This window comes from Streptomyces sp. NPDC048211 (assembly GCF_043202315.1).
Lineage (GTDB): Bacteria > Actinomycetota > Actinomycetes > Streptomycetales > Streptomycetaceae > Streptomyces.
The window spans coordinates 22,369-44,884 of the sequence record NZ_JBIDAD010000022.1 but is presented as its reverse complement, the minus strand read 5'-3'; the positions used below and the strand labels follow the sequence as shown (position 1 = coordinate 44,884).

11 protein-coding genes and 1 pseudogene are annotated in these 22,516 nt (G+C 70.4%); 3 read left to right on the top strand and 9 right to left on the bottom strand.

Going from position 1 to position 22,516, the window contains the following annotated elements; all coding sequences use genetic code 11:
- Window positions 1–310 precede the first annotated feature (310 nt).
- The gene (locus tag ACGFZA_RS39470; RefSeq protein ID WP_393685638.1) at window positions 311–2,758 is read left to right on the top strand and encodes an RICIN domain-containing protein; all 2,448 of its coding nucleotides are present in this window, start codon (window positions 311–313) and stop codon (window positions 2,756–2,758) included.
- 174 nt (window positions 2,759–2,932) lie between these two features.
- The gene (locus ACGFZA_RS39465) at window positions 2,933–5,203 is read left to right on the top strand and encodes an AbfB domain-containing protein (protein ID WP_385282462.1); all 2,271 of its coding nucleotides are present in this window, start codon (window positions 2,933–2,935) and stop codon (window positions 5,201–5,203) included.
- A 154-nt stretch (window positions 5,204–5,357) separates the two neighbouring features.
- On the opposite strand, the gene ACGFZA_RS39460 is transcribed toward ACGFZA_RS39465, so the two are convergent.
- Window positions 5,358–5,873, bottom strand: a complete 516-nt coding sequence (locus ACGFZA_RS39460) for a GNAT family N-acetyltransferase (RefSeq protein WP_393685636.1) — start codon at window positions 5,871–5,873, stop codon at window positions 5,358–5,360.
- Window positions 5,874–5,923: 50 nt separating this feature from the next.
- A complete protein-coding gene (rph, locus tag ACGFZA_RS39455; RefSeq protein WP_393685674.1) occupies window positions 5,924–8,527 on the bottom strand; it encodes a rifamycin-inactivating phosphotransferase in 2,604 nt (867 codons plus the stop codon).
- 472 nt (window positions 8,528–8,999) lie between these two features.
- On the opposite strand from rph, the pseudogene ACGFZA_RS39450 reads away from it, so the two are divergent.
- Window positions 9,000–9,132: pseudogene (locus ACGFZA_RS39450) on the top strand (MerR family transcriptional regulator); the annotation flags it as partial.
- 281 nt (window positions 9,133–9,413) lie between these two features.
- On the opposite strand, the gene ACGFZA_RS39445 reads toward ACGFZA_RS39450, so the two are convergent.
- The 7 genes from ACGFZA_RS39445 to ACGFZA_RS39415 all read right to left on the bottom strand — a co-directional run bounded on the left by ACGFZA_RS39445 (window position 9,414) and on the right by ACGFZA_RS39415 (window position 22,501).
- Entirely contained in the window at window positions 9,414–12,698 is a 3,285-nt protein-coding gene (locus ACGFZA_RS39445; RefSeq protein ID WP_393685634.1) for a LamG-like jellyroll fold domain-containing protein, read from the bottom strand.
- 218 nt (window positions 12,699–12,916) lie between these two features.
- Window positions 12,917–15,355 (bottom strand): GH92 family glycosyl hydrolase, encoded by a 2,439-nt coding sequence (locus ACGFZA_RS39440; protein ID WP_393685632.1) that lies wholly within the window; start codon window positions 15,353–15,355, stop codon window positions 12,917–12,919.
- Between the two features lie 308 nt (window positions 15,356–15,663).
- Complete coding sequence (locus ACGFZA_RS39435; protein WP_393685630.1) at window positions 15,664–16,761, bottom strand: NADH:flavin oxidoreductase/NADH oxidase; 1,098 nt, start codon at window positions 16,759–16,761, stop codon at window positions 15,664–15,666.
- A 122-nt stretch (window positions 16,762–16,883) separates the two neighbouring features.
- The gene (locus ACGFZA_RS39430) at window positions 16,884–17,156 is read right to left on the bottom strand and encodes a DUF1876 domain-containing protein (RefSeq protein ID WP_219572999.1); all 273 of its coding nucleotides are present in this window, start codon (window positions 17,154–17,156) and stop codon (window positions 16,884–16,886) included.
- A gap of 117 nt (window positions 17,157–17,273) precedes the next feature.
- The gene (locus tag ACGFZA_RS39425; protein WP_385282381.1) at window positions 17,274–17,657 is read right to left on the bottom strand and encodes a hypothetical protein; all 384 of its coding nucleotides are present in this window, start codon (window positions 17,655–17,657) and stop codon (window positions 17,274–17,276) included.
- Between the two features lie 47 nt (window positions 17,658–17,704).
- The gene (locus tag ACGFZA_RS39420) at window positions 17,705–20,887 is read right to left on the bottom strand and encodes a glycosyl hydrolase 115 family protein (protein ID WP_393685628.1); all 3,183 of its coding nucleotides are present in this window, start codon (window positions 20,885–20,887) and stop codon (window positions 17,705–17,707) included.
- Between the two features lie 81 nt (window positions 20,888–20,968).
- Window positions 20,969–22,501 (bottom strand): sodium:solute symporter family protein, encoded by a 1,533-nt coding sequence (locus ACGFZA_RS39415; protein ID WP_393685626.1) that lies wholly within the window; start codon window positions 22,499–22,501, stop codon window positions 20,969–20,971.
- Window positions 22,502–22,516 lie beyond the last annotated feature (15 nt).

Below are 22,516 nucleotides of genomic sequence, written 5' to 3'. Positions count from 1 at the left end.
TTCCAAAATGTGTCGGAGTTGCCCGGCACCGGCGGACTACTCCTGCGGCCCGGTTACCGCCGCACCCCTGGACAGCCGCCCGACACCGTGCTGTCATACCGCCGGTACCCAATTTTCCAACGTTGCAAGCACGGTGTCGCGCCGGCCCTCCGGTCGCGACGGCGTGCCGTGCCGTACGCACGTCCCGCATCCGCCCGGGTGAGGTGAGCCTCATGGCCGGTCCCACCGGGCCGATGGCGAACCCCGAAGTGTCATGTGCCGTCCCCCCAGCCGGAGCCCCGCCCGGCCGGCCCAGAGCAGGAGCCCTTCCATGCCCCTGAACCGCAGACAACTCATGGCCGGCGCGCTGGCCACCGTCGCCGCCACCACGGCCGCCTCCGGCCGTTGGGCCACCACGGCGACGGCGGCCGAGCACCGCGCGAAGCCCGCCCACGGCGGCCACTACTCCCCCAACGCCGCGCCACTGCACCCCACCGCGTTCCTGAAGCTCCCGCCCGGCAAGGTCACCGCGCGCGGCTGGCTGGCCGGACAGCTGAAGCTCCAGCTGGACGGCTTGTGCGGCCGCTACGAGGAGTTCTCGCACTTCCTGGACTTCACCGGCACCGGCTGGGTCCGCCCCGACCTGGGCGGCTGGGAGGAGGTCCCGTACTGGCTGCGGGGATACACCGACCTCGCGATCGTCACGGGTGACGCGAAGGCACTCGCCGCGGTCCGCCGCTGGTTCGACGCGATTCTCGCCACCCAGCAGGCCGACGGCTTCTTCGGACCGAAGGCGCTGCGTACGTCCCTGAACGGCGGCCCGGACTTCTGGCCCTTCCTGCCGCTGATCCAGGCCCTGCGCTCCTGGCAGGAGTACGCGGGTGACACCCGGGTCATCCCCTTCCTGAGCCGGTTCTTCCGCTACATGAACGCCCAGGGGCCCGGTGCCTTCAACACCAGCTGGATAGCCCTGCGTTGGGGCGACGGCCTGGACAGCGTCTTCTGGCTGTTCAACCGCACCGGCGACACCTTCCTGCTGGACCTCGCCGACAAGATCCACGCGAACGGGGCCGACTGGGGCGACAACCTGGTCAACCTGCACAACGTCAACATCGCGCAGGGCTTCCGCGAGCCCGCCCAGTACGCGCTGCGCAGCGGCTCGGCCGACGACACCCGGAACACGTACGGGACGTACGGCAAGGCCATGGACCAGTACGGGCAGTTCCCCGGTGGCGGTTTCGCCGGGGACGAGAACGCGCGTCCCGGGCACGGCGACCCCCGGCAGGGCTTCGAGACCTGCGGGATCGTCGAGTTCATGGCCAGCCACCAGCTGCTCACCCGGATCACCGGGGATCCGCTGTGGGCCGACCGCTGCGAGGATCTGGCCTTCAACTCGCTCCCCGCCTCGCTCGACCCTTCGGGCAAGGCGATCCACTACGTCAGCAGCGCCAACAGCGTGGATCTGGACAACGTCCCCAAGAGCGGCCGGCAGTTCCAGAACGGTTTCGCCATGCAGGCGTTCCTGCCCGGCGTCGACCAGTACCGCTGCTGCCCGCACAACTACGGCATGGGCTGGCCCTACTTCGTCGAGGAACTGTGGCTCGCCACACCCGACGGAGGTCTCGCCGCCGCCATGTACGCGAGCTGCGAAGTCACCGCGAAGGTCGCGGACGGCACCGAGGTCACCTTCGCGGAGGAGACCGACTACCCCTTCACGGACACGGTCACGCTGACCCTGAAGGCACCGAAGCGCCTGGCGTTCCCGTTGGTACTGCGCGTTCCCGCCTGGTGCGACAGCCCGGAGATCAAGGTCAACGGACGTCCGGTCGACGCCCCCGCGGGTCCGGCCTTCACACGGGTCGACCGCACCTGGTCCGACGGCGACAAGGTGACGCTCCGCTTCCCGCAGAAGACCACCGTCCGCACCTGGGAGCACAACCACGCTTCCGTGAGCGTGGACCGCGGTCCGCTCACGTACTCCCTGCGCATCGATGAGGAGTACCAGCGCATCGGCGGCACCGAACAGTTCCCGGAGTACGCGGTGCACGCCACGAGTCCGTGGAACTACGGCCTCGTACTCGACGACCGGGAGCCGGCCGCCTCGCTGCGCCACCACGCGGTACGTCACGTGAAGGACGCCAATCCGTTCACGCTCGAAGGCTCCCCGCTGACCATGACCGCGCAGGCGCGGAGGATCCCGGAGTGGACGGCGGACGACGAGCACGTCGTCATGCCGCTCCAGGACAGCCCGGCCCGCAGCACGGAGCCGGTGGAGGAGGTCACGCTCGTCCCCATGGGTGCGGCGCGGCTGCGCATCACCTCGTTCCCCACGGCCGCTCCGGACGCGGAGCCCTGGCTCTCCGACCGCTGGTACCGCGTCCGCAACCGGCACTCCGGCAAGGTCCTCGGCGTCGACACCATGTCCACGGCCAACAGCGCCCACGTCGTGCAGTTCGGTGACACCGGCACCGACGACCACGACTGGCGGCTCGTCCCGGAGGGCGACGGCTGGTACCGGATCCGCAACCGCCACTCCGGCAAGGTCCTCGGCGTCGACACCATGTCCACCGCCGACAGCGCCCACGTCGTCCAGTTCGACGACAACGGCACCGACGACCACCTCTGGCAGCTCGTCCCCGACGGCGACGGCTGGTACCGGATCCGCAACCGCCACTCCGGCAAGGTCCTCGGCGTCGACACCATGTCCACCGCCGACAGCGCCCACGTCGTCCAGTTCGACGACAACGGCACCGACGACCACCTCTGGCAGCTCGTCTGACCTCTGACCGTTCCACGCACGTCCCGCACCGCTCCCCGCGCCACCCGGCGCGGGGAGTTCCCCGTACCGGGGCAGCACCCGACGAAGGAGACGAACCGAATGAGCCGTTTACGTGTGCCCGGCCGTAGGCCGTGGTGGAGACGAGCGATCGCCACGACCGGACTGCTGGCGCTGGTGTCCTCGGCACTGGTGGGAGTCGGCTCCGCGCCGGCAGGTGCCGCTTCCTGGACGCCGAAGCCGTCCCCCATGACGACGCCGTGGACCGGCCAGGTCCCGGTCGACAAGCCGTTGCCGGAATACCCGCGCCCGCAGTTGACCCGGCCCGACTGGGCCAATCTCAACGGCATCTGGGACTTCGCGGTGACCGGCCGGGACGCCGGACAGCCGTCCTCGTTCCCCGATCAGATCCGCGTGCCCTTCGTCGCGGAGTCCGCGCTCTCCGGCATCCAGCGGAAGATCACCGAGAACGACAAGCTCTGGTACAAGCGCACCTTCACCGTGCCGTCGAACTGGAACGGCCGCCGGGTCGAGCTCAACTTCGGCGCGTCCGACTGGCAGACCACGGTCTGGGTCAACGGCACCCAGGTCGGCGCCCACAAGGGCGGGTACGACTCGTTCGCGTACGACATCACCCCGCAGCTCAACGGGGGTACGAACACGGTCGTGGTCTCGGTGTACGACCCGACGCAGACGGGCGGCCAGGCCGTCGGCAAGCAGCGCATCAATGACGTGCAGCCGCACAACGGCGGCGGCATCTTCTACACCGCGGCCTCCGGCATCTGGCAGACGGTCTGGCTGGAGCCGGTCGCGGCGGCCCACATCACCCGCCTCGACATGACGCCGAACCTCGGCGACAGCACGCTGCGGGTGAAGGTGCAGGGCGCGTCCGCGTCCGGCCGCAGCACCCGGGTCACCGTCTCCAGCGGCGGGAACGTCGTCGGCACGGCCACCGGAACGGTCGGCTCCGAGATCTCCGTCCCGGTGCCGAACGCGCATCTGTGGACTCCGGAGGACCCGTTCCTTTACGACGTGAAGGCGGAGCTGCTCGACGGTTCGGCCGTCACGGACTCGGCCGGCAGCTACGCGGGTATGCGCTCGATCGCCGTGGCGAAGGTCGACGGCGTGCTGCGTCCGGTCCTCAACGGGAAGTTCGTCTTCCAGACCGGCACCCTGGACCAGGGCTACTGGCCGGACGGCATCTACACCGCGCCGACCGACGCCGCCCTGAAGTCGGACCTCCAGGCGCACAAGGACCTCGGTTTCAACATGGTCCGCAAGCACATCAAGGTGGAACCGCAGCGCTGGTTCTACTGGGCGGACAAGCTGGGTCTGCTGGTCTGGCAGGACATGCCGGCCATGGACACCGGCAAGAGTCCCGACACGGCGGCCCGCACCCAGTGGGAGGCCGAGTTCCACGCGATCATCGACCAGCACCGCAGCTCGCCCTCGCTCGTGATGTGGGTCGACCAGAACGAGGGCTGGGGGCAGTACGACCAGGCGAGGATCGCCAACGAGGTGAAGGCGTACGACCCGTCCCGGCTGGTGAACAACATGAGCGGGGTCAACTGCTGCGGTTCGGTGGACGGCGGCAACGGGGACGTGGTCGACAACCACATCTACGTCGGCCCCGGCAACACCGCGCCGACCGCGACGCGCGCGGCCGTGCTCGGCGAGTTCGGCGGCCTCGGCTACAAGGTCCCCGGGCACGAGTGGTTCCCCGGCGGCGGCTTCAGCTACGAGGACCAGGCGAGCGTCTCCGCGTTGAACAACCGGTTCGTCGGGCTGCTCGACAGCATCCGTGTGGGCCAGCTGCCCGCCGGCCTCTCCGCCTCGGTCTACACGGAGATCACCGACGTCGAGAACGAGGCGAACGGGCTGCTCACCTACGACCGTCAGGTCGTCAAGGTGGACACCGCCCGGGTGAAGGCCGCCAACCAGGCCCTCATCAACGCCTCACGCAACCCGGCCCCGCCGGTGACGCTGCCCACCGGGCAGTACAAGTCGCTCCGCGTCACGACGCCCGGGTACACCAACAAGTACCTGCGCCATCAGGACGCGCTCGCCTTCACCGAGGTCGTCGACAGCGGGAGCAGCGCGCTGCTGAAGAACGACGCCACCTGGAAGATCGTCACCGGGCTCGCCAACAGCAACTGCTACTCGCTGGAGTCCCGCAACTATCCCGGTGAGTACCTCCGGCACCGGGACTTCCGGGTCCGGCGGGACGCCAACGACGGCTCGGCGCTCTTCAAGGCCGACGCCACCTGGTGCGCCATCGCCGGCACCGGAGGCGTACGTCTGTCCAGCGCCAACCTGCCCGGCAGCTATCTGCGCCATATCGCCTCGGAGGTGTGGCTGGCCACGCCGGGCGGCGGGCACGCCTGGGACAACCCGGCCACGTTCACCGAGGACACCACCTGGGCGGTGGAGGCGCCCTGGGCACCGTGACCTGACCCCCTGCTCCCCCGCCCACGGCCACGGCCCGGACCCGACGCGCATGCGTCGCGTCCGGGCCGTCGGTCCGCGGGCTCCCGCGTCCGGGCCGTCGGTCCGCGGGCTCCCCGGGCCCGCTCCCCGACCCGGCCCACCCGGACGAAGGGGCCTAGGCCGGCGCCACGTACGTGTGCAGCAGCGCCGTCCGGCCGTCGGCCGTCGTCCAGTCGCCGGGGCGGCTGCCGGCACGGCGCCACCCCGTGCGTTCGTAGAGGGCGACGGCCGCCCTGCCGCCGTCCTCCACCTCCAGGACCAGTCGCCGGCCCTCGGCTGCCGCGGCCGTCGTCACGGTGTCGAGCAGCGCTCGTGCCACGCCGCGCCGACGGGCAGAAGCCGTGGCGAACAGCCGCGCCACCGAGGCCAGTTCCTCCGGCGGCAGTCCCGCGTCCGCCGCCAGGACCTGGTCCGTACGGGTCAGCGCCACGTGCCCCAGGACATCCGGGCCCGCCACGGCGACCCAGACATCGAGGATGTCATCGGGCGTCAGCCAGCCCGCCGGGTCGGCGGGCCACTCGGCGGGGTAGCGGTCCGCCTCGTGCACGGTGGCCAGCGCCGCGACGCACGCGTTCAGGTCGGCGTCGCGGCGGCGCCGGATCTCCCCTTCCTCGAACCCCACGGTGGTCATGCCGGCTCCGTCCGGCCCGGAGCCACGGCTGCTCCTGTCCGTGCGGCCGGTCAAGGCAGGATCTCGACGTACCCGTCGGTTCCGTGCACACGGATCCGCTGCCCGTCCCGGATCAGCCGGGTGGCCCCCTCCACGCCCACGACGGCCGGCAGGCCGTACTCCCGGGCGATCACCGCGCCATGCGTCATCAGACCGCCGACCTCCGTCACCAGGCCCGCGATGCCCACGAACAGGGGCGACCAGCTGGGGTCCGTGAAGGCCGTGACCAGGATGTCGCCCGCTTCGAGATCGGCCTGCGCCATGTCGAGGATGACACGGGCCCTCCCCTCCACGGTCCCGGAGGAGACCGCCAGGCCGATCAGGGCTCCGTCGGGCGCGTCGTCGCGCCGGTACGCGCCAGTGAGGGCCTCACCGTCCGACGTGAGGACCCGGGGCGGCGTGAGCGCGTGGTACGACCGGAACGCGTCCTTGCGCTGCTGGATCAGCTCGTCGTCCACCTCGTTCGAACGCACCACGTCGTGGAGCTCCTGGAACGTGAGGTAGAAGATGTCCTCCTTCTCCGCAAGCACATCGGCCCGCACGAGGCGCTCCGCCTCAGCCAGCAGAGCCTGCTTGTAGACGAAGTAGCGGCTGATGATGCCGTACTTCGGGTACTCCCGGTACCCGATGAAGGTGCGGACACGGTCGATCATGCCCTTGGTCTCGTCCGCCTTCCGGTCCCCGTCCGGCAGGGCACGCAAGCGGGACAGTACGTCCCGCTCCTTTTCCAGGGCCTTCTGCCGCCCCTGCTCGAAGCGCTGCTCGGCGGCGCCCGGCCCGAAGTTCCTGACGTTGTCGAGGATCACGGGCACGAGCGTGGTGGGGCGCTCGCTCCACCGCGGCCTCGTGATGTCGATCTCTCCGACGCAGCGCACGCCGTACCGGTCGAGATAGGCCTCGATCGCATCGCGCGCCCCGCTCCCGCCCGCGACCTTCGCCAGCTCGTCCAGGAACGCCTCGTCCCCGACGTGCTCGACGCCCCGGAGGAACTCCACCACCTCCGGATACGGGCGGATCGCGTCCGCGACGTCGAGCAGCGCCAGTCCCATCTCCGAGGTGATGTTGTCGGGGGCGGACAGCGTGAGCGTGTCAGCCGCGTTCTTCTCGCCCAGCCACTCCTCCAGCTTGTCGTTGAGCCACCAGGTGGCCTCCATCCCGGCCATGATCACTTGCATGCTCAGTGGGTCGCCGAGGACGCGCTTGTGCTCGGCGAAGGCCTCCAGAAGGAAGTCGAACAGTGCCGGTCCGGTCTTCGTCCGGATGTCGCGCTCCAGCGCGGCGACGGACTCCCGGCTGCGTTCGATCAGCTCGGTGACGACGGCCGGATCGGTCGCGATCGGAGCGGGCGCACTGCGGGCCGGCGGTCCGCCGGGTCCCGCGTCCGGAAGCGACGGGACGAAGCCATCGCGGTCCAGGACGGTCTCCAGGGCGTCCCTGACCAGCGGATCGCCCTTCCCCATGACGTCCAGGAGACCGGCGCGGCTCACGGGCGATGCCAGGCGCCCGGTGACGTCGACGAACAGCCTCCCGCCTGCCTCGTGCATCGCCACCATGGCCGTCTGCTGCCACAGGGAGAAGCCCAGGGGCTTCATGGGATCGGTCATCATCTGCTGATGGCCGACGGAGACGTAGACGTGATTCTCCTCGTCGTCGGCCTCGGGCACGGGGAACAGCGTCGTGATCGGCCGGCTCTGCACGATCTGGAACCCGTCGTCGGCCAGGCACCATTCGATGTCCTGCGGGCGGCCGAAGTGTGCTTCGATCCGCCGCCCCAGCCGCACGAGCCGCACGGCCTGCTCGTCCGTCAGCGCGGGCTGCTTCTGCCGCTGCGCGTCGACCGTCACTTCCTGCGTACCGCCGGTCGGCAGGGCGTGCACGGCACGCTGTTTGGCGGAGATCGTCCTGGCGACGACTTCACCGTTGCGCACCTTGAAGACGTCCGGGTTCACCAGGCCGGAGACCAGGGCCTCTCCCAGGCCGAAGCCGGCGTCCACGGTGGCGACCGTCCGGTTGCCCGTGACGGGGTCGGCCGTGAACAGGATGCCGGACGTCTGCGGGAAGACCATCCTCTGCACGACCACGGCCATGTGGACCGCACGGTGGTCGATGCCGTTCCGTCGGCGGTAGGTCACGGCCCGCTCGGTGAACAGGGAGGCCCAGCACCGGCTGATGTGGCGCAGGACCGCCGTCGGCCCGACGACGTTCAGGTACGTGTCCTGCTGGCCGGCGAACGAGGCCGTCGGCAGGTCCTCCGCGGTCGCGCTGGACCTGACGGCGTACGGGGCCTGCTCGCCGTGGCGGGCGAGCGCGCCGGTGATCGCCGCCGCGAGACCTTCCGGGACGGCGATTCCCTCGATGGTCCGACGGATCTGCGCGCTGAGCGTGCGGATCGTCTCCCGGTCGTCCGGGTCCACGCCCGCCAGCCGGTCCAGCCGGTCGCCGACCGACGCGTCCGCCATGATCCTCCTGAACGCGTCCGTCGTGATACAGAAGCCACCCGGCACACGGACGCCTTCGATCCGCGACAACGCGCCCAGGTGCGCGCCCTTGCCGCCGACGACCGCCACCTGCGTCTCGTCGGCCTCTTCCAGATCCCGAACGTACTGCTCCGTCATGGCGATACCTCCGAGGCTGCCGTGCTCCGTCGTCCTGCGACGGCCGGTCGCATCACCGGCGCCGCCCACTCTGTCGAACCGCTTGTCGAGCACGTCCTCATCCCTGGTTCCCTCGCCTCCGACGAGTCGGGCGGCGTCCATCCCCGCAGCACCGCCCCGAGCGCTCGCGGCCGCTCTGCCGGCCGCACCTCTGATTCGACGTCACCGCGTCCCCCGTACACGGGCAACAACACACGCACTCGTGCTCCATTTCCGCAGGTTGTGGCATCGGCCGATGATTCTGCACCGTGACCCGGGCCTTGCGGCAAGCCCCCCGACGCGCTATAAGTTGAGTACGGCAAGGAGAGATCTTTCTCCTTGCCTTTGCCGTTTCAGGTGCCTGGACACCGGCTGAGCCGTTGGGCTCCTGACCCTCGTGCTCACGTTCGACACCAACGAGCACGGATGGGCAGGACCGGTTCCGGCTCACCCGCGAGTGGGGCCGGAGGCCTCGCAGCGGGCGGTACGGAGCCTCGGGGCGGCCCCGGCTCCGCCGGTGGGGCGAGCGCAAAGGCGATCTCACCGGCCTCGACGCGGCGGATCTCGGCCTCCGTCTGCTCGTCGCCCGAACGCCACCGCGGCGTAACCGGGGCGAGGCGGCCGCCTGCCTTACCACCCGTGGTCCTGAGCTGCGGTCCTGCCCGGCCCCGGGCCTCCCGGACCGCCCTTCCCCGCAAGCAGCTGACAGTCGCCCTCGACGGCACAGGCTGCCGGCTTGCGGTCGAGGGCCTCTCCCGTCCGCGGGCACCGGGCCGGATCCACAGATGCCGCTGCCTGCTGCCGCACGGGGCGGCAGCAGGCAGCGGCTCAGTGTTCTGTTCTACGACACGTCACGAACAGCCGACGACTACGGCTGCTCGGTGTCGTGCAGGGCGCTCACCTCGTCGGCGGTCAGTGCCCTGTCGTACACGGCGACCTGATCGACCGAACCGTTCCAGAAGTCGGTGTTCCCGCCGCCCCACTTGGCGCGGCCCACGGACAGGGCGCCACTGCTGACGTCCGCCGATCCGGCCGGCGCGGTCGCGGCGAGCTTGCCGTCGACGTACAGCTTGATCTCGTCACCGCTGCGGACACCCACCACGTGGTACCACCGGCCGAGCTCGGGCGTCATCTCCAGCCGGGCGCGGTGGGCGCCCGGGGTGGAGAAGGCGAATCCGCCCTGACCGTACTGGAGGTAGAACGGGTTCTCCTGGCGCCGGCCGTCCTGGCTGACGACGGTGGCGTAGTTGCCGGGGAGCGCGTCCAGCGACGCCCAGGCGGAGACGGTGTAGTCGCCGGTGGTGTCGACGACCGGGCCGTCGGTCTCGGCGTACTGGCCGTCACCGTCGAACTTGAGCGCCGAGCCGTGCACGCCGGCCGTCCAGGACGTGCCTTCGGAAAGGGTGAGGTTCTTGTGGTTCGGCCCGCTGTCGGCGGCCTCGGTGCCCTTGTTCTCGTCGAGGGACCAGGCGCCGCCGCCCTTGATCTCGTCCCGCTCGCCGGCGGCCGCGCCGGCGGCGATGACCTCCCGGTTGATCGCGCGCACCGGGGCGGGGTCGACCTTGATCTCACGGCGGTCGTACGTCCAGAGACCGTTGAGCTCGTTCTCCAGGTCGGTCACCTGGGTGTAGATGGAGCCGGAGAGTTCGGCGCCGGCCGCTTCCAGGTAGTACTTACGGGTGTTCTCGACGTACTTGGCGGTCAGCGCGGCCTTGTCGGCGACACCGCTGTAGATCGCGGTGGGCGCGCCGGGCCACATGTGCCCGGGCATCCGCAGGGTGAAGCCGCCGTGCTCGCCGTCCATCGCCGCACGCTTGTCGTCCGGGAAGGCCGGGTCGGTGTTGTTGTAGTCGTGGTGGTCGATGATGTCGCCCTTGCCCGAGTCACCCTTGGAGTTGCAGCAGTTGACACCGCTGTGGGCGTTGACGACGCGGGAGGGGTCGGCGGCCTGGACCTGCTCGGTGATCTTGCCGGTCTCGGTGCGGTCCCACTCGCCCCAGCCTTCGTTGAAGACGATCCAGGCACCGATCGAGGGGTAGTTGTGCAGCTGCTTCATCATCTCGGCGCCCTGGTCGAGGAAGGCCTTGTGGCCCTTCTCGCCGGTGAGGTTGCCGGAGACGAAGTCCTGCCACACCAGCAGACCCAGCTGGTCGGCGTGGTAGTACCAGCGTGCGGGCTCGACCTTGATGTGCTTGCGCACGGAGTTGAAGCCGAGGTCCTTCTGCGCCTTCAGGTCGAAGAGCAGGGCGGAGTCGCTGGGGGCCGTGTTCAGGCCGTCGGGGTAGAAGCCCTGGTCGAGCTGGGCGAGAGAGAAGAACGGCTTCCCGTTGAGGACCAGCTTCTGATAGCCGCCGACTTCGGCGACACCGAAGGACCGCATACCGAAGTAGCTGTCGACGGCGTCCTTGGAGCGGCCGTCGTCGAGGGTGACCTTCAGGTCGTAGAGGTAGGGGTCGTCAGGCGTCCACAGGTGCTGCTTCGCGACCGGCAGGCTCAGCTCACGGTTGGCCGGGCCGGTGACCCTGCCGACGACCTTGCCCTTCTTGTCGCGGGCGACGGCTGTGATCCGGGCGGAGGCCGAGGCGTCCTCGGAGTTGACCGTCAGGGCGAGCCGGCCCTTGTCGATGTCCGGGGTGGTCGTCAGGGAGTCGACGGCCGCCGGGGCGACGGGCTCCATCCACACGGTCTGCCAGATGCCGGAGGAGGCGGTGTAGAAGATGCCGCCGGGGTTGGCGGACTGCTTGCCCGTGGGCTGGTCGGCGCCGGTGGTGTCGGTGACCGCGACGACGATCTCCTGCGGGCCGTTGCCCTTGACCGCGTCGGTGATGTCCGCGGTGAAGGCGGTGTAGCCGCCGGTGTGCTCGGCGACCTGCTTGCCGTTGACCCAGACGGTGGCCTGGTAGTCGACGGCACCGAAGTTGAGCTTCAGGCGGTTGCCGTTGCCCTTGCCCTGCTGGTCGCTCTTGACGGCCCAGTTCTTCGGGACGGTGACGAGCTTGCGGTAGAACATGTGGTCTTCGTGGCGCTCGAGACCGGAGAGCTGTGACTCGACCGGGTAGGGCACGGTGATGCGCTCACCGAGCTTCTTGCCGAAGACGGGCTTCTCGCCGGCCTTCGCCCCGGCGAACTCCCACGGGCCGTTGAGGTTCTTCCAGTCGTCGCGCACCTGCTGCGGCCGGGGGTACTCGGGCAGCGGGTGGTTGCGGTCGACCTTGTCGCCGAAGGCCGTGGTCAGCCGGTGCGTGGACAGGTTCGTGGCCGTGCGGCTGATCTGCGGAACGGCCTTGCCACCGGCCAGGAGGCCCGCTTCACCGTCGTACGCGAACCTGACCTGCTGGCCCTTGAGAACGGGCCCGGTCAGGGTGACGGCCAGGGCCTTGGCGTTGCCGGGCACCGGGGCGACGGACTTGACCGGGATCGGCGAGGTGTCGGCCTCGATGGTGAGGTGGTCCTTCAGCGCCGCGTAGTCGGTGACCTTGTCCTCGAACGTCGCGAGGAGCCTCAGGCCGTCGTCCGCGACGCTCAGCCCGATGGGGTAGACCTCGAAGTCCGCCGGCGGGGTGAAGGCCGACTCGGGCACGATCTGCCGGGCGAGCGTCGCGCTGGACCAGCGCAGGAACATGTTGGCGCCGCCGGTGTCCTGGAACATCTCCAGCTTGAACGTGTGCGGCACACCGGCCTTGAGCGCGACCGGCTTGCTGGTCTGCTCGTTGTCCCAGTCCGGCTCCCAGTGGTCGATGACCACCTGGCCGTCGATGAAGAGCCGGAAGCCGTTGTCGCCGCTGGCGGCGAAGGTGTAGTCGCCGTCCTCCGGGGCCGTGATGCTGCCGGTCCAGCGGGCGGTGGTGTTCTCGGTCCGGCCGGTGGTGGACTCGAACGTGCCGGTGAGACCGGGGAAGTTGATCTGCGGGTCGAGGGCGACCCCGCCGAGCTTGTCGAAGTCCCGCGCGCCGGGCGCGGACATGCTGAAGTACTCGCCCTTCAGGCCGTGGGCGGTGGTGGCCGGGTCGCCGGCCTTGAACGTGGTCGCGGTGGCGGCGCCGGCGGCTGCGGCGGGGGTGGCAGCGGCGGCCGGGACCAGAGTGGCCCCGACGGGGATCAGCAGCGCTGCGGCCACGGCCGCCGTTCGGAACAGAGCGCGGGGGCGGGGCATTTGTCGTCTCAAGGCGTCGTCCTGTCGAGAGAGCTGAAGTGCCTCGAACCTGTGAGGCACAGCACACAATCGAACATTGAGCCACAGCATCAAACGCAAAACAACAGTCATGCACAGGGAATTTTCAACGATAGAAAATCTGGTGCCGGAGCCGCGCCGCGTCTGTGCCGGATCGCCGCGTACGAGGAGCGGCGATCCGGCACACGGTCACCGTCCGGCTAGCGCGGCAGCCCCGAAGGTGCAGTGGCCCACGAGGTGTTGGCCGTGGCCGACAGGCGGTAGCCGAGCGAGCCTCCCCTGGTGAGAAGACTCGCGTCCGTCCACGAGCGGTCATGCGCGCGCCCGTCGACCGTCACCGCGTCGATGTACGGATGGGCGGCGTCGGCGGCCGGCGCGGTGATCGTGATGTCCCTGCCGTGCGGCCGGTCGATCACCGCCTTCGGGAACAACGGCGCGCCCAGCAGCAGTTCGCCGCCGCCCGGCGCCTGCGGGTACAGTCCCAGCGCGGAGAAGACGTACCAGGCGGACATGGTGCCCAGGTCGTCGTTGCCCGGCAGACCCCGCGGGCCCGTACCGTAGACCGTGTTCAGGATCTCGCGGACGGTCTCCTGGGTCTTCCACGGCTGCCCGAGCGCGTTGTAGAGCCAAGGGGCGTGGATCCCCGGCTCATTGGTGGGGTCGTAGCGCACCGCGTCCCCGCCCTTCACCGACCAGGACCCGTCCGCCTTGTGGAAGAAGCCGTCCAGGCGCCGGGCCGCGACGTCCCGGCCACCCATCGCCTCCGCGAGCCCCTGGACGTCCTGCGGGACCATCCAGGTGTACGTCGCGCTGGTGCCCTGCGCGAAGCCGCGGTCGCTGCCCGGGCTGAACGGACCGACCCAGGAGCCGTCGACGTTGCGCGCCTGGATGTAGCCGTCGGTGCCCGCCCCGTCCGTGGCCTGCGCGTTGTACACGTTGCGCCACCAGCCGCCGCGCTCCTCGAAGGCCCTGGCCTCCTCGTCACGCCCGAGCAGTTCGGCCCAGCGCCCGAGCGCGGCGTCCGCGACCGCGTCCTCCAGCGTCTCGGCGGCCCCGCCCCAGCAGTGGCAGACGTCCTGCGGCGCGTAGTGGGACTCCAGGTACTGGGCCAGGTTGGGCCGCTGACCTGTGCACTGCCCCGGGCAGCCGGCGTCCGAGAGTCCGTCGCCGACGGGGACGGTCGCCTGTCGCGCCAGCGACGCGTACGCCCCCTCGTAGTCGAAGTTCCGTACCCCCATGGCGTAGAACGTGGCGAGCGTGGCCGCGGTGGGGTCACCGGTCATGACATGGGTGGCGCCGTTGATGTGGACCCAGCGGTCCCACACACCGCCGTTCTGCCGGGCGAAGTTGTACAGCGACTGGGCGAAGTCGCCTGCGATCTCCGGTTTGAGGAGGGCGAGCAGTTGTATCTGGGCCCGGTACTGGTCCCAGCCGGAGAAGTTGCTGTACTGCGCTCCCTGCCCCCGCTCGATCCGGTGCGGTCGGCCGTCCATCCCCGGGTAGCGGCCGTCGGTGTCGCTGACCAGGTTGGGCTGCATCAGGGAGTGGTAGAGCGCCGTGTAGAAGGTGGTGCGCTGGGCCTCGGTGCCGCCGCCCGTGCGTACGGAGTTCAGCTCCCGGTCCCAGGCCCGGCTCGCGGCGGCCGCCACGTCGTCCACCCCCGCGCGCGGGGCGATCTCCGCCTTCAGGTTGGCCTCGGCGCCTGCCTGGCTGACGTAGGAGATGCCGATCCGCATGTGGACGTCGCGGTCGGACGTGGTGTCGAAGCCGACCCAGCCGCCCGATCCGCGGCCGGCCCGGTCCGCTCCCGTGGCGTAGCCCTCGCCTCCGCCGCCGGTGGTCGAGCCGGGGGCGATCGTGCCGTCCTTCCAGGTGCCGGTGGAGGAGAAGGCTCGGTCGAAGGAGGCGCTGAAGTAGAGGCGGTAGTAGCTCTTGCGGTTGTTGGTGCCGCCGTTGGCGCGCCGGCCGCAGAAGGCCCCGGTGAGGACCGATCCGGTGACCTTCCGGTGCGCGGTGTCGATCGCCACCTGGGCGTCCTCGCTGCCGTTGAGCGAATTGGAGACCCGGAAGAGGAGGTTGGCGGGCTTCCCTGCCGGGAAACCGAAGTCGGCCACACCGGCGCGGCGGCTCACCGCGAGGTCGGCGACGGCGCCCGAGTCGAGGCCGAGGGTGTAGCGGCCCGGGACAGCACGCTCGTCGTCGTGCGAGAAGTTCGCCGCGTAGACGGCGTCCTTGGTGTCGGCGGACGGCGAGGTGGTGACGTCGCCCACGAAGGGCATGATCGGGATGTCACCGGCCGCACCGGGGTTGCAGCCGGCGCCGTTGACATGGGTGAGGCTCAGTCCGCGCAGCCGGGTGGCGCCGTACTCGTAGCCGTTCGCGGCGCCGGTGCTGGTCTGGTCGCCCGTGGTGCTCGTCGGCGACCAGGCGATCATCCCGTACGGGAGGGTGGCGCCGGGAAAGGTGTTGCCGCCGTTGGCACTGCCGATCAGCGGGTCCACGTAGGCGGTGGGGCGGGTGACGGGCGCCGCGGCCTGCGCGGCGGGCGGCAGGACGGCGGCGGCCAGCGTGCCGGTGATGACCACGGCGGCTGTTCGCGCGGCGAGGCGCCGAGTCGCGGTCAGCGGTCTGGGGGGCATGTCGCGGTACCTTCCAGGAAAGTCCGGACAACGTTGTCAGAGCCCGGGATCCGGCCGGCAACGTTGATCGATTCGCGGCCGAGCGTAGATCCCCGGGGCGCAGGAGGGAATGCCCCGGCCGGCATCCCGGGTGAACGCGCGGTGAACGGATGCCGCGATCCGGACGGTACGCACGCAACCGCCCTCCCCGCGGGCCCGGAGACGGCCGGGACGCGCGAGGAGGGCGGAGGCGCTTTATGCCTGGGGTGCGAGGGAGAGTGGACGGGGAGCCCGCACCCCATCGCGCACCAGGTCGTCAGGGCGCGCGGTCAGATCGCGTAGCCGTACTGCTCGGGAGCATGGACCGTGCCACTCAGCTCGCGGGCCGCATGGCGCGCCCACGACGGGTTGCGCAGCAGTTCGCGGCCGAGGAGCACGGCGTCCGCGCTGCCCTCGCCGAGGATCTTCTCGGCGTGCTGCGGGTCGGTGATCAGGCCCACGGCCGCGACGGGGAGCGAGGTCTCCCGCTTCACGCGCTCGGCGAAGGGGACCTGGTAGCCGGGGCCGGTGGCGATGCGCGCGCGGGGGGCGTTGCCGCCGGTGGAGACGTCCAGCAGGTCGACGCCGTGGGCGCGGAGTTCCCCGGCCAGGCGCACGGTCTCGTCGGCGGTCCAGCCCTCTCGCTCGTCCTCGGCGTTCTCGGTGAGCCAGTCGGTGGCGGAGATCCGGAAGAAGACCGGAAGGTCCTCGGGCCATACCTCGCGTACGGCGTCGACCACCTGGAGGGCGAAGCGGATCCGGTTCTCGAAGCTGCCGCCGTACGCGTCGGTGCGGTGGTTGCTGTGCGGCGAGAGGAACTGTCCGACGAGGTAGCCGTGCGCGCCGTGCACCTCGGCGACCTGGAAGCCCGCTTCGAGCGCGCGGCGGGCGGCCTCGCGGAAGTCCGCGACGACCGCCTGGATCTCGTCGGCGGTCAGCTCGTGCGGTGCCGGGTATCCGTCATCGAAGGGCAGCGGGCTGGGGGCGACGGGCGTCCAGCCGTGCGCCTCGGGGCCGACGGGTCCGCCGCCGGTCCAGGGAGCGGCGGTGGACGCCTTGCGGCCGGCATGGGCCAACTGGATTCCGGCGACCGATCCCTGCGCCCTGACGAAGTCGGTGATGCGGCGGAACGCGGCGGCCTGGGTGTCGTTCCAGATGCCGAGGTCGGCCGGGCTGATCCGCCCCTCGGGGCTGACGGCCGTCGCCTCGGTGAGGATCAGACCGGTGCCGCCCGTGGCGCGGGCCGCGAGATGCGCGAAGTGCCAGTCGGTGGGCACGCCCGTTTCCGGCCCCTCCGGAGCGGCGCTGTATTGGCACATGGGTGCCATCCATACCCGGTTGGGCACGACAAGCGACCGCAGGGTGAAGGGGTCGAAAAGGGCACTCACGACGGACTCCGTTTCGCCGGGTACGGAAGGATCGCTAGTACGATACATCCCGTACTACGACGTCCGTCAAATTACGATGCCTCTCGTACAAGGGCGGAACGGAGAACCCAGGACACCCCCGCTCAGGTCAGCGGGTACGACGTGCGGCCGGATGCCTCGTCGATCTCGTCGTGGGCCTTGGTCAGCAGCTTCATCGCCAGTTCGTTGAGTGCGCGGGCCCCCGCGATCTCCTCGCCCACCCTGGGCTGTTCGGAGTCGGAGGGGTGTCGGCTTGCATAGCCGTGGGCACGTACCTCGCTCCCGTCGGACAGCCGCACCAGAGCGGCAGCGCGCGTGCGATGGGTGTCTTCCTCGAATTCCAGCTCGATGTGCCATCCGACAGCCGTCTGTGTCATGGCGCTCACCTCCGGAGCCTCCCCTCCAGGGTGCGCCTCGTCCCGCGGCGGTGCGCGGCGGGACGAGGCCGCCGACCGGCATACGGCCCGGCGCGCGAGGGCGACCGGACCGGGATGTCACCGGCCGCGGCGGCGGAGCGTGATGCGGGCGCCGGCGTCGTACAGCTGGTTCCAGCTGCGGCCGGCCCCCGACTTCCAGGTGACGTGGGCGGTGGCCCCGTCGATCCGTACGGCGTCCACCGTCATGGCGCGGTCGCCGTCGCGCACGTCCCCGCGGCGCAGTTCGTCCGCCCTGACCGTGACCGGGTCCGCCGACCGCGCGCTCTCGGCCTCGTCCGCCGCGAGGCCGAGAGCGGTGGCCAGTTCCCGGGCCCGCTCCGGGGTGCAGATCAGGGTGAGCTCCCCCGTCGGTGCGCCGGCCCTGATCTCGACCCCCGTGCCCACGGGGGTCACCTCCAGGTATTCGGCCGGCGCACCGGTGTCGTCGCTACCGCTCTTCATTCGCTCCGCTCTCCTCCTGCCCGGGCCCCGGCCCCCGGGCGCCGGGCTCAGTGCAGCCGGAGGCTCTCCGGCGGGCCCAGATAGCTGGGCTTGAGACCGCCGGTGTCCACCACCAGGTTCTGCAGCACGACCGTGGGGTCGACCATCCAGAATTTCAGCACATGCACTCCGGCGGCGCCGATGTGGTGCACCGTACTGGTGAGGGTGACGTTGTCGGAGGTGTGGCGGGCCCACTGCGCGTTCATGGTCCCGTCATCCGCTCCCGTCACCTTGGTGACGTTCACCGACTGCGGTGCCGCGTCGTCGAAGGAGACCGCGTACGTCAGTCCGTCGGTCGGCAGCGCGTTGTTGCGGGGCGACAGGTACGCGTGCACGGTGACGGGACCGGTCGTGAACAGGCTCATCCGGTACTCCAGCCGCGGGCTGCCGCCGCCGGGGGTCTGCCGGACGGCGGTGACCGGAAAGGGCTCCATCCCGGCTCCGGTCCGGCCGATGTCCGGGATGCGCTGCCAGCTGATGCCACCGCCGTCGACGGCCCGGCTGTAGTGGTCGGCCTCGACGGAGACGTACCCGTTGGCCTCGACGAAGCCGTCGAGCCGCGAGCGGGACAGCGCGGGACGGTCGACGACCGCCGTGACGACCACCTCGGCACCGTCCGGCCCGGTGACGGTGACCGGCACCTCGGTGACCCCCTTCGGGGCCCTGGCCCAGTCGACGCGCAGCGTGATCCGGTCCTGCCCTTCGACGCGGCCCCGGACGCGGTCCGCGATCAGCCAGGAGGCACCGGTGCGCACGCGGTAGTCGAACGGGGCACGGCCCCGGTTGAACACCTCGATGTACTGGGCGGGCTGGCTCTGGTACGGGCTGAAGACCGGTAGTACGGCCGGGCTCTGCTCGTGCGGCCACCATGCGGCCGAGCCGTCGACGGCCACGCCCATCTCGGCGCCCGCGGGCAGGTCGATGCGCTTGACCGCCGGGAAGAGCACGTCCTTGAGCGCGACGTTGTTGATCTCGGGCTGCTGCCAGGGAGCGTTCGGGCCGTAACGCTCCACATCGCCGTAGTCGATGTGGGGCTGGGTCTGGAAGCCCTGCCACTTGCCCCCTGCGACCTGGGCGTTGAAGCGGTCGGCCAGGGCCAGGTCGTCGGCGAGCCGGGCCTCGGCGGCGGCCGCCAGGTCGTTGGTGAGCGCCCTGCCCTGTCCGGCGTAGTGCAGGTTGGTGAACTCTGCCGCGCGCAGGGCGTACAGATTGGCGGTGGCCTGCACCGCGTACCCGACGAGTTCGTACCAGGCGTCCTGGGCGGAGGCGGGCAGCCGGCGCCCGACCCGTTCGGCCTCGGCGCCGAGCGTGCGCCATTCCTCGGTGACCCGCTCCAGTTCGCGGTAGTCGACGATGCTGAACGGAGTCGCCCGGTCGTCGTAGACGATCGCCGAGCTGTCCGTGGCGGGGTCCTTGACCGGGTCGAGGGTGATCCTCCGGTTGAGCAGTTCGGGCTTGCGCCGCGACTGGAGCCGGGCGTACGTGCGCAGCACGCCGGCCACCGCGGCCGCCTCCTTCTCGCCGAAGTTCTGCCGCGCGTACCGCTCCTCCCACTCCGGCAGCCGGTCCAGCGTCCAGCGCCCGGGGTTCCAGGCGTACTCCAGGAAGAACTGGGTGGGCAGTTCGTTTCCCTTGAGGTCGCCGACGTTGGTGATCCACAGGCCGTGGTTGCCGTAGGCGACGGACTGGTGGAGCTGGTCCCACATGTTGGGCAGCGAAGTGGTGTCCACCCACTTGTAGTTGCGACCCACCCCGACGTAGTCGAAGTGGTAGTAGAGGCCGTAACCGCCTTCGCGCGCATCGTTCTTGAGGTCGGGGAGCTTACGAATGTTGGCCCAGTTGTCGTCGGTGAGGACGACGGTGACGTCGTCGGGCACCCGCAGGCCGCGGTCCCAGTAGCGCTGGACCTCCTTGTAGAGCGTCCAGACCTGCGGGATCGTGGTGACGTCCTTGCCTGAGACCTCGGCCAGGATCTGCCGCTGGGTGGCGATGATCTCGGTCATCAGCTCGATGCCGTCGCCGTCGGGGAGGCTGACGTCGCCGTTGCCGCGCATGCCGAGGGTGACGACGCCCTCGAAGTCCTCGTCCTTCATCCGCCGGATGCCGTCGGCCCAGTACGCCTTGATCGCCTCGGCGTTGCGCCGGAACGACCACTCGCCGGTGCCGCCGTAGGGGTCGTGTCCGGGGGTGGTGATGTTGCCCGCGCCGTCCCGGACGGCGGCGACGGCGTGCCGGTTCCACTCCTCGATACCACGCATCATCGGTGCCTCGTGCGAGGTGCCCATGACGACCCCGTACGCCTTCGCGGTGGCGTGGTTCTTCGGGTCGTCCTCGGCGAACGCGCGGCCCCAGACCGCCGGCCAGAGGTAGTTGGCCTTGAGGCGCAGCATCACTTCGAAGATCTTGGCGTAGAAGTCGGCGTTGAAGCCGCCCTCGAAGCCAGGGGCCTTGCCGGGGCCGAAGAACGCCGGTGCCCACGTGCCGAGCGCCGGGTTCTCGTCGTTGATGAAGAACCCGCGGTACTTCACGGCCGGGGTGCCCTGGGTGTGCCGGCCGGGCAGCACATGGATCTCGTCGCGGCGCACAGGGGCGACGTCGTCCCACCAGTACCAGGGCGAGACACCGATGCCGCGCGAGACGTCGTACGTGCCGAAGATCGTGCCGCGCTGGTCACTGCCCGCGATCACGAACGCCCGGTCGACACCGGGCAGCGGCTTGTCGACGACGGTCTGGAGGCTGGTCTCCCACCTGCCCCGGATCGCGGAGACGTCGAGCTTGCCCCGGGCGACGAGTCCGTCGATCAGCGGGCTGCGGCCCACGGTGCCGATGATCGTGATCTCGCGCCCCTTGGGTGCCGCGCCGTGCGAGAGCGTGGGGCGCACGCCGGTGACCCGTTCGATGTCGCTCTGCAGGTCGCCGGCCACCCGGACGACACCGGCCCAGTCGCGGTCGCTGACCAGGATCGGGGCCGCACGCCCGTTCCTGACGAGTGCGAACGCGCCCCGCCGGGGAGTGAACGAGATGTACGCGCCGGGGTCGGTCGGCCGCACGGCGGGGCCGTGGCTGCTCGCGGACGCCTCACCGGCCAGACCGAGGAGGGAGCCGAGGGGGGTCGCGGTGAGCGCGGTGAGGCCCAGTCCGAGCCCCAGTACCGCTCTGCGGCCGGTGTACTGCGGGACGTTGTCGTCCATACTGCTCTCCTATTTGTTCATATACATGACAAATTGGGCGGATGGCTGCCCGGGCAGTTCTCCGTGCGGCAACCGGACGGGTCAGCCGGTGGAGCCGGGCACGGCGGGCTGCGCCTGCGGCGCCGCGGCCGGCTCCTCGTCGCCGTCGGGGCCCGAAACCGCGGCGGTAATCGCGTCGGCCGTCTCGTCGGGTTCGGGGGCGGCCAGCCCGACGACGACGTACACCACCAGCGAGGTCACCAGCGGCGTGACGATGACGAGGGTCTGGTCGGCGCTGTCGAGGACGAACTTCACGAGGACGTAGCCGAGCAGCCCGAGCCCCCAGGAGGACAGCGCCGCCCGCGGGCCGCACCTGCGGAACAGGGGCAGCAGACCGAGCAGCATCGGGATGGAGATCGGCCCCATCACGGCGGCGACCAGGCCGACGATGATGCCCAGTACTCCGCCGAAGTGATCGGCCTCGATGGCGACGACCATGCTGATGGTGATGAAGACGACCGTGCAGATCCGGGCGATGAGCAGCCCCGTCGCCGGGGGCAGGTTCCTCGCGCCGCGCACGAGCGCCGGGATGATGTCGCGGGTGACGACGGCGGAGACCGCGTTGGCGTCGGAGGATGCCATGGCCATCGTGTGGGAGAACATCCCCGCCAGGGTGAGCCCCACCAGGCCCGCCGGCAGATACGACTCCGCCATCAGCGCGTAGACCTTCTGCGGGTCGGTGATGTCCGGCAGGAGTACGGCCGCCGCGAGCGGCGGGAACAGCAGAACAGCGGGCCACACCACGTACAGCACCGCGGAGAGTCCGGCCGACCTGCGGGCGGCCTTCGGCGTGTCCGTGGCCATGTAGCGCTGGGCCAGATTCCACATGCCGCCGTTGTACTCGAAGAGCTTCACGACGACGTACGCGCCCAGGAAGGTGGCGGTGTACGGGCCCACGAGCGGGTGGCCGTGCCCCTCCGGCAGCCGGTGCCAGATCGTCCCGAGGCCGGATATGCCGTCGCCGAGCCGGTCGAGCACGACCCAGACCATGGCCAGGGCCGCGAAGCCCTGGATGACGAACTGGCCGAAGTCGGTGAGCGCGTCGGCCCACAGCCCGCCGACGGTGCAGTACAGCAGCGTGACCACACCGGTGATCAGGATGCCGGCCGTCATGGACATACCGGTGAACACGTTGAGCAGGACCGCCACCGATGCCCATTTCGCGGCGACGTCGAAGACCTTGAGCAGGGCTCCGCTCCACGCGAGCGCCTGCTGGGTGGGGACGTTGTACCGCTTGGCGAGGTACTCCAGCGGCGAGGCCACGGCGTACCGACGCCGCAGCCGGTTCCAGCGCGGGGCGAACAGCCAGGCACCGACGCCGGTGCCGAGGGCGAGCGGCAGGAACGCCCAGACGTAGACGGTGATCCCGTAGCTGTAGGCGATGGCCGCGTAGGCGACGAACACGGCGGCGCTGTAGCCGGACATGTGGTGGGAGATGCCGGACAGCCACCAGGGCATCCGGCCGCCGCCGGTGAAGTAGTCGCTGACGTCACCGACGCGCCTGTGCGACCAGAGACCGATGAGCAGCATCACCAGGAAGTAGCCGCCCAGGGCGGCCCAGTCGAGAGTGGCCATGAGAGATCCTCGATG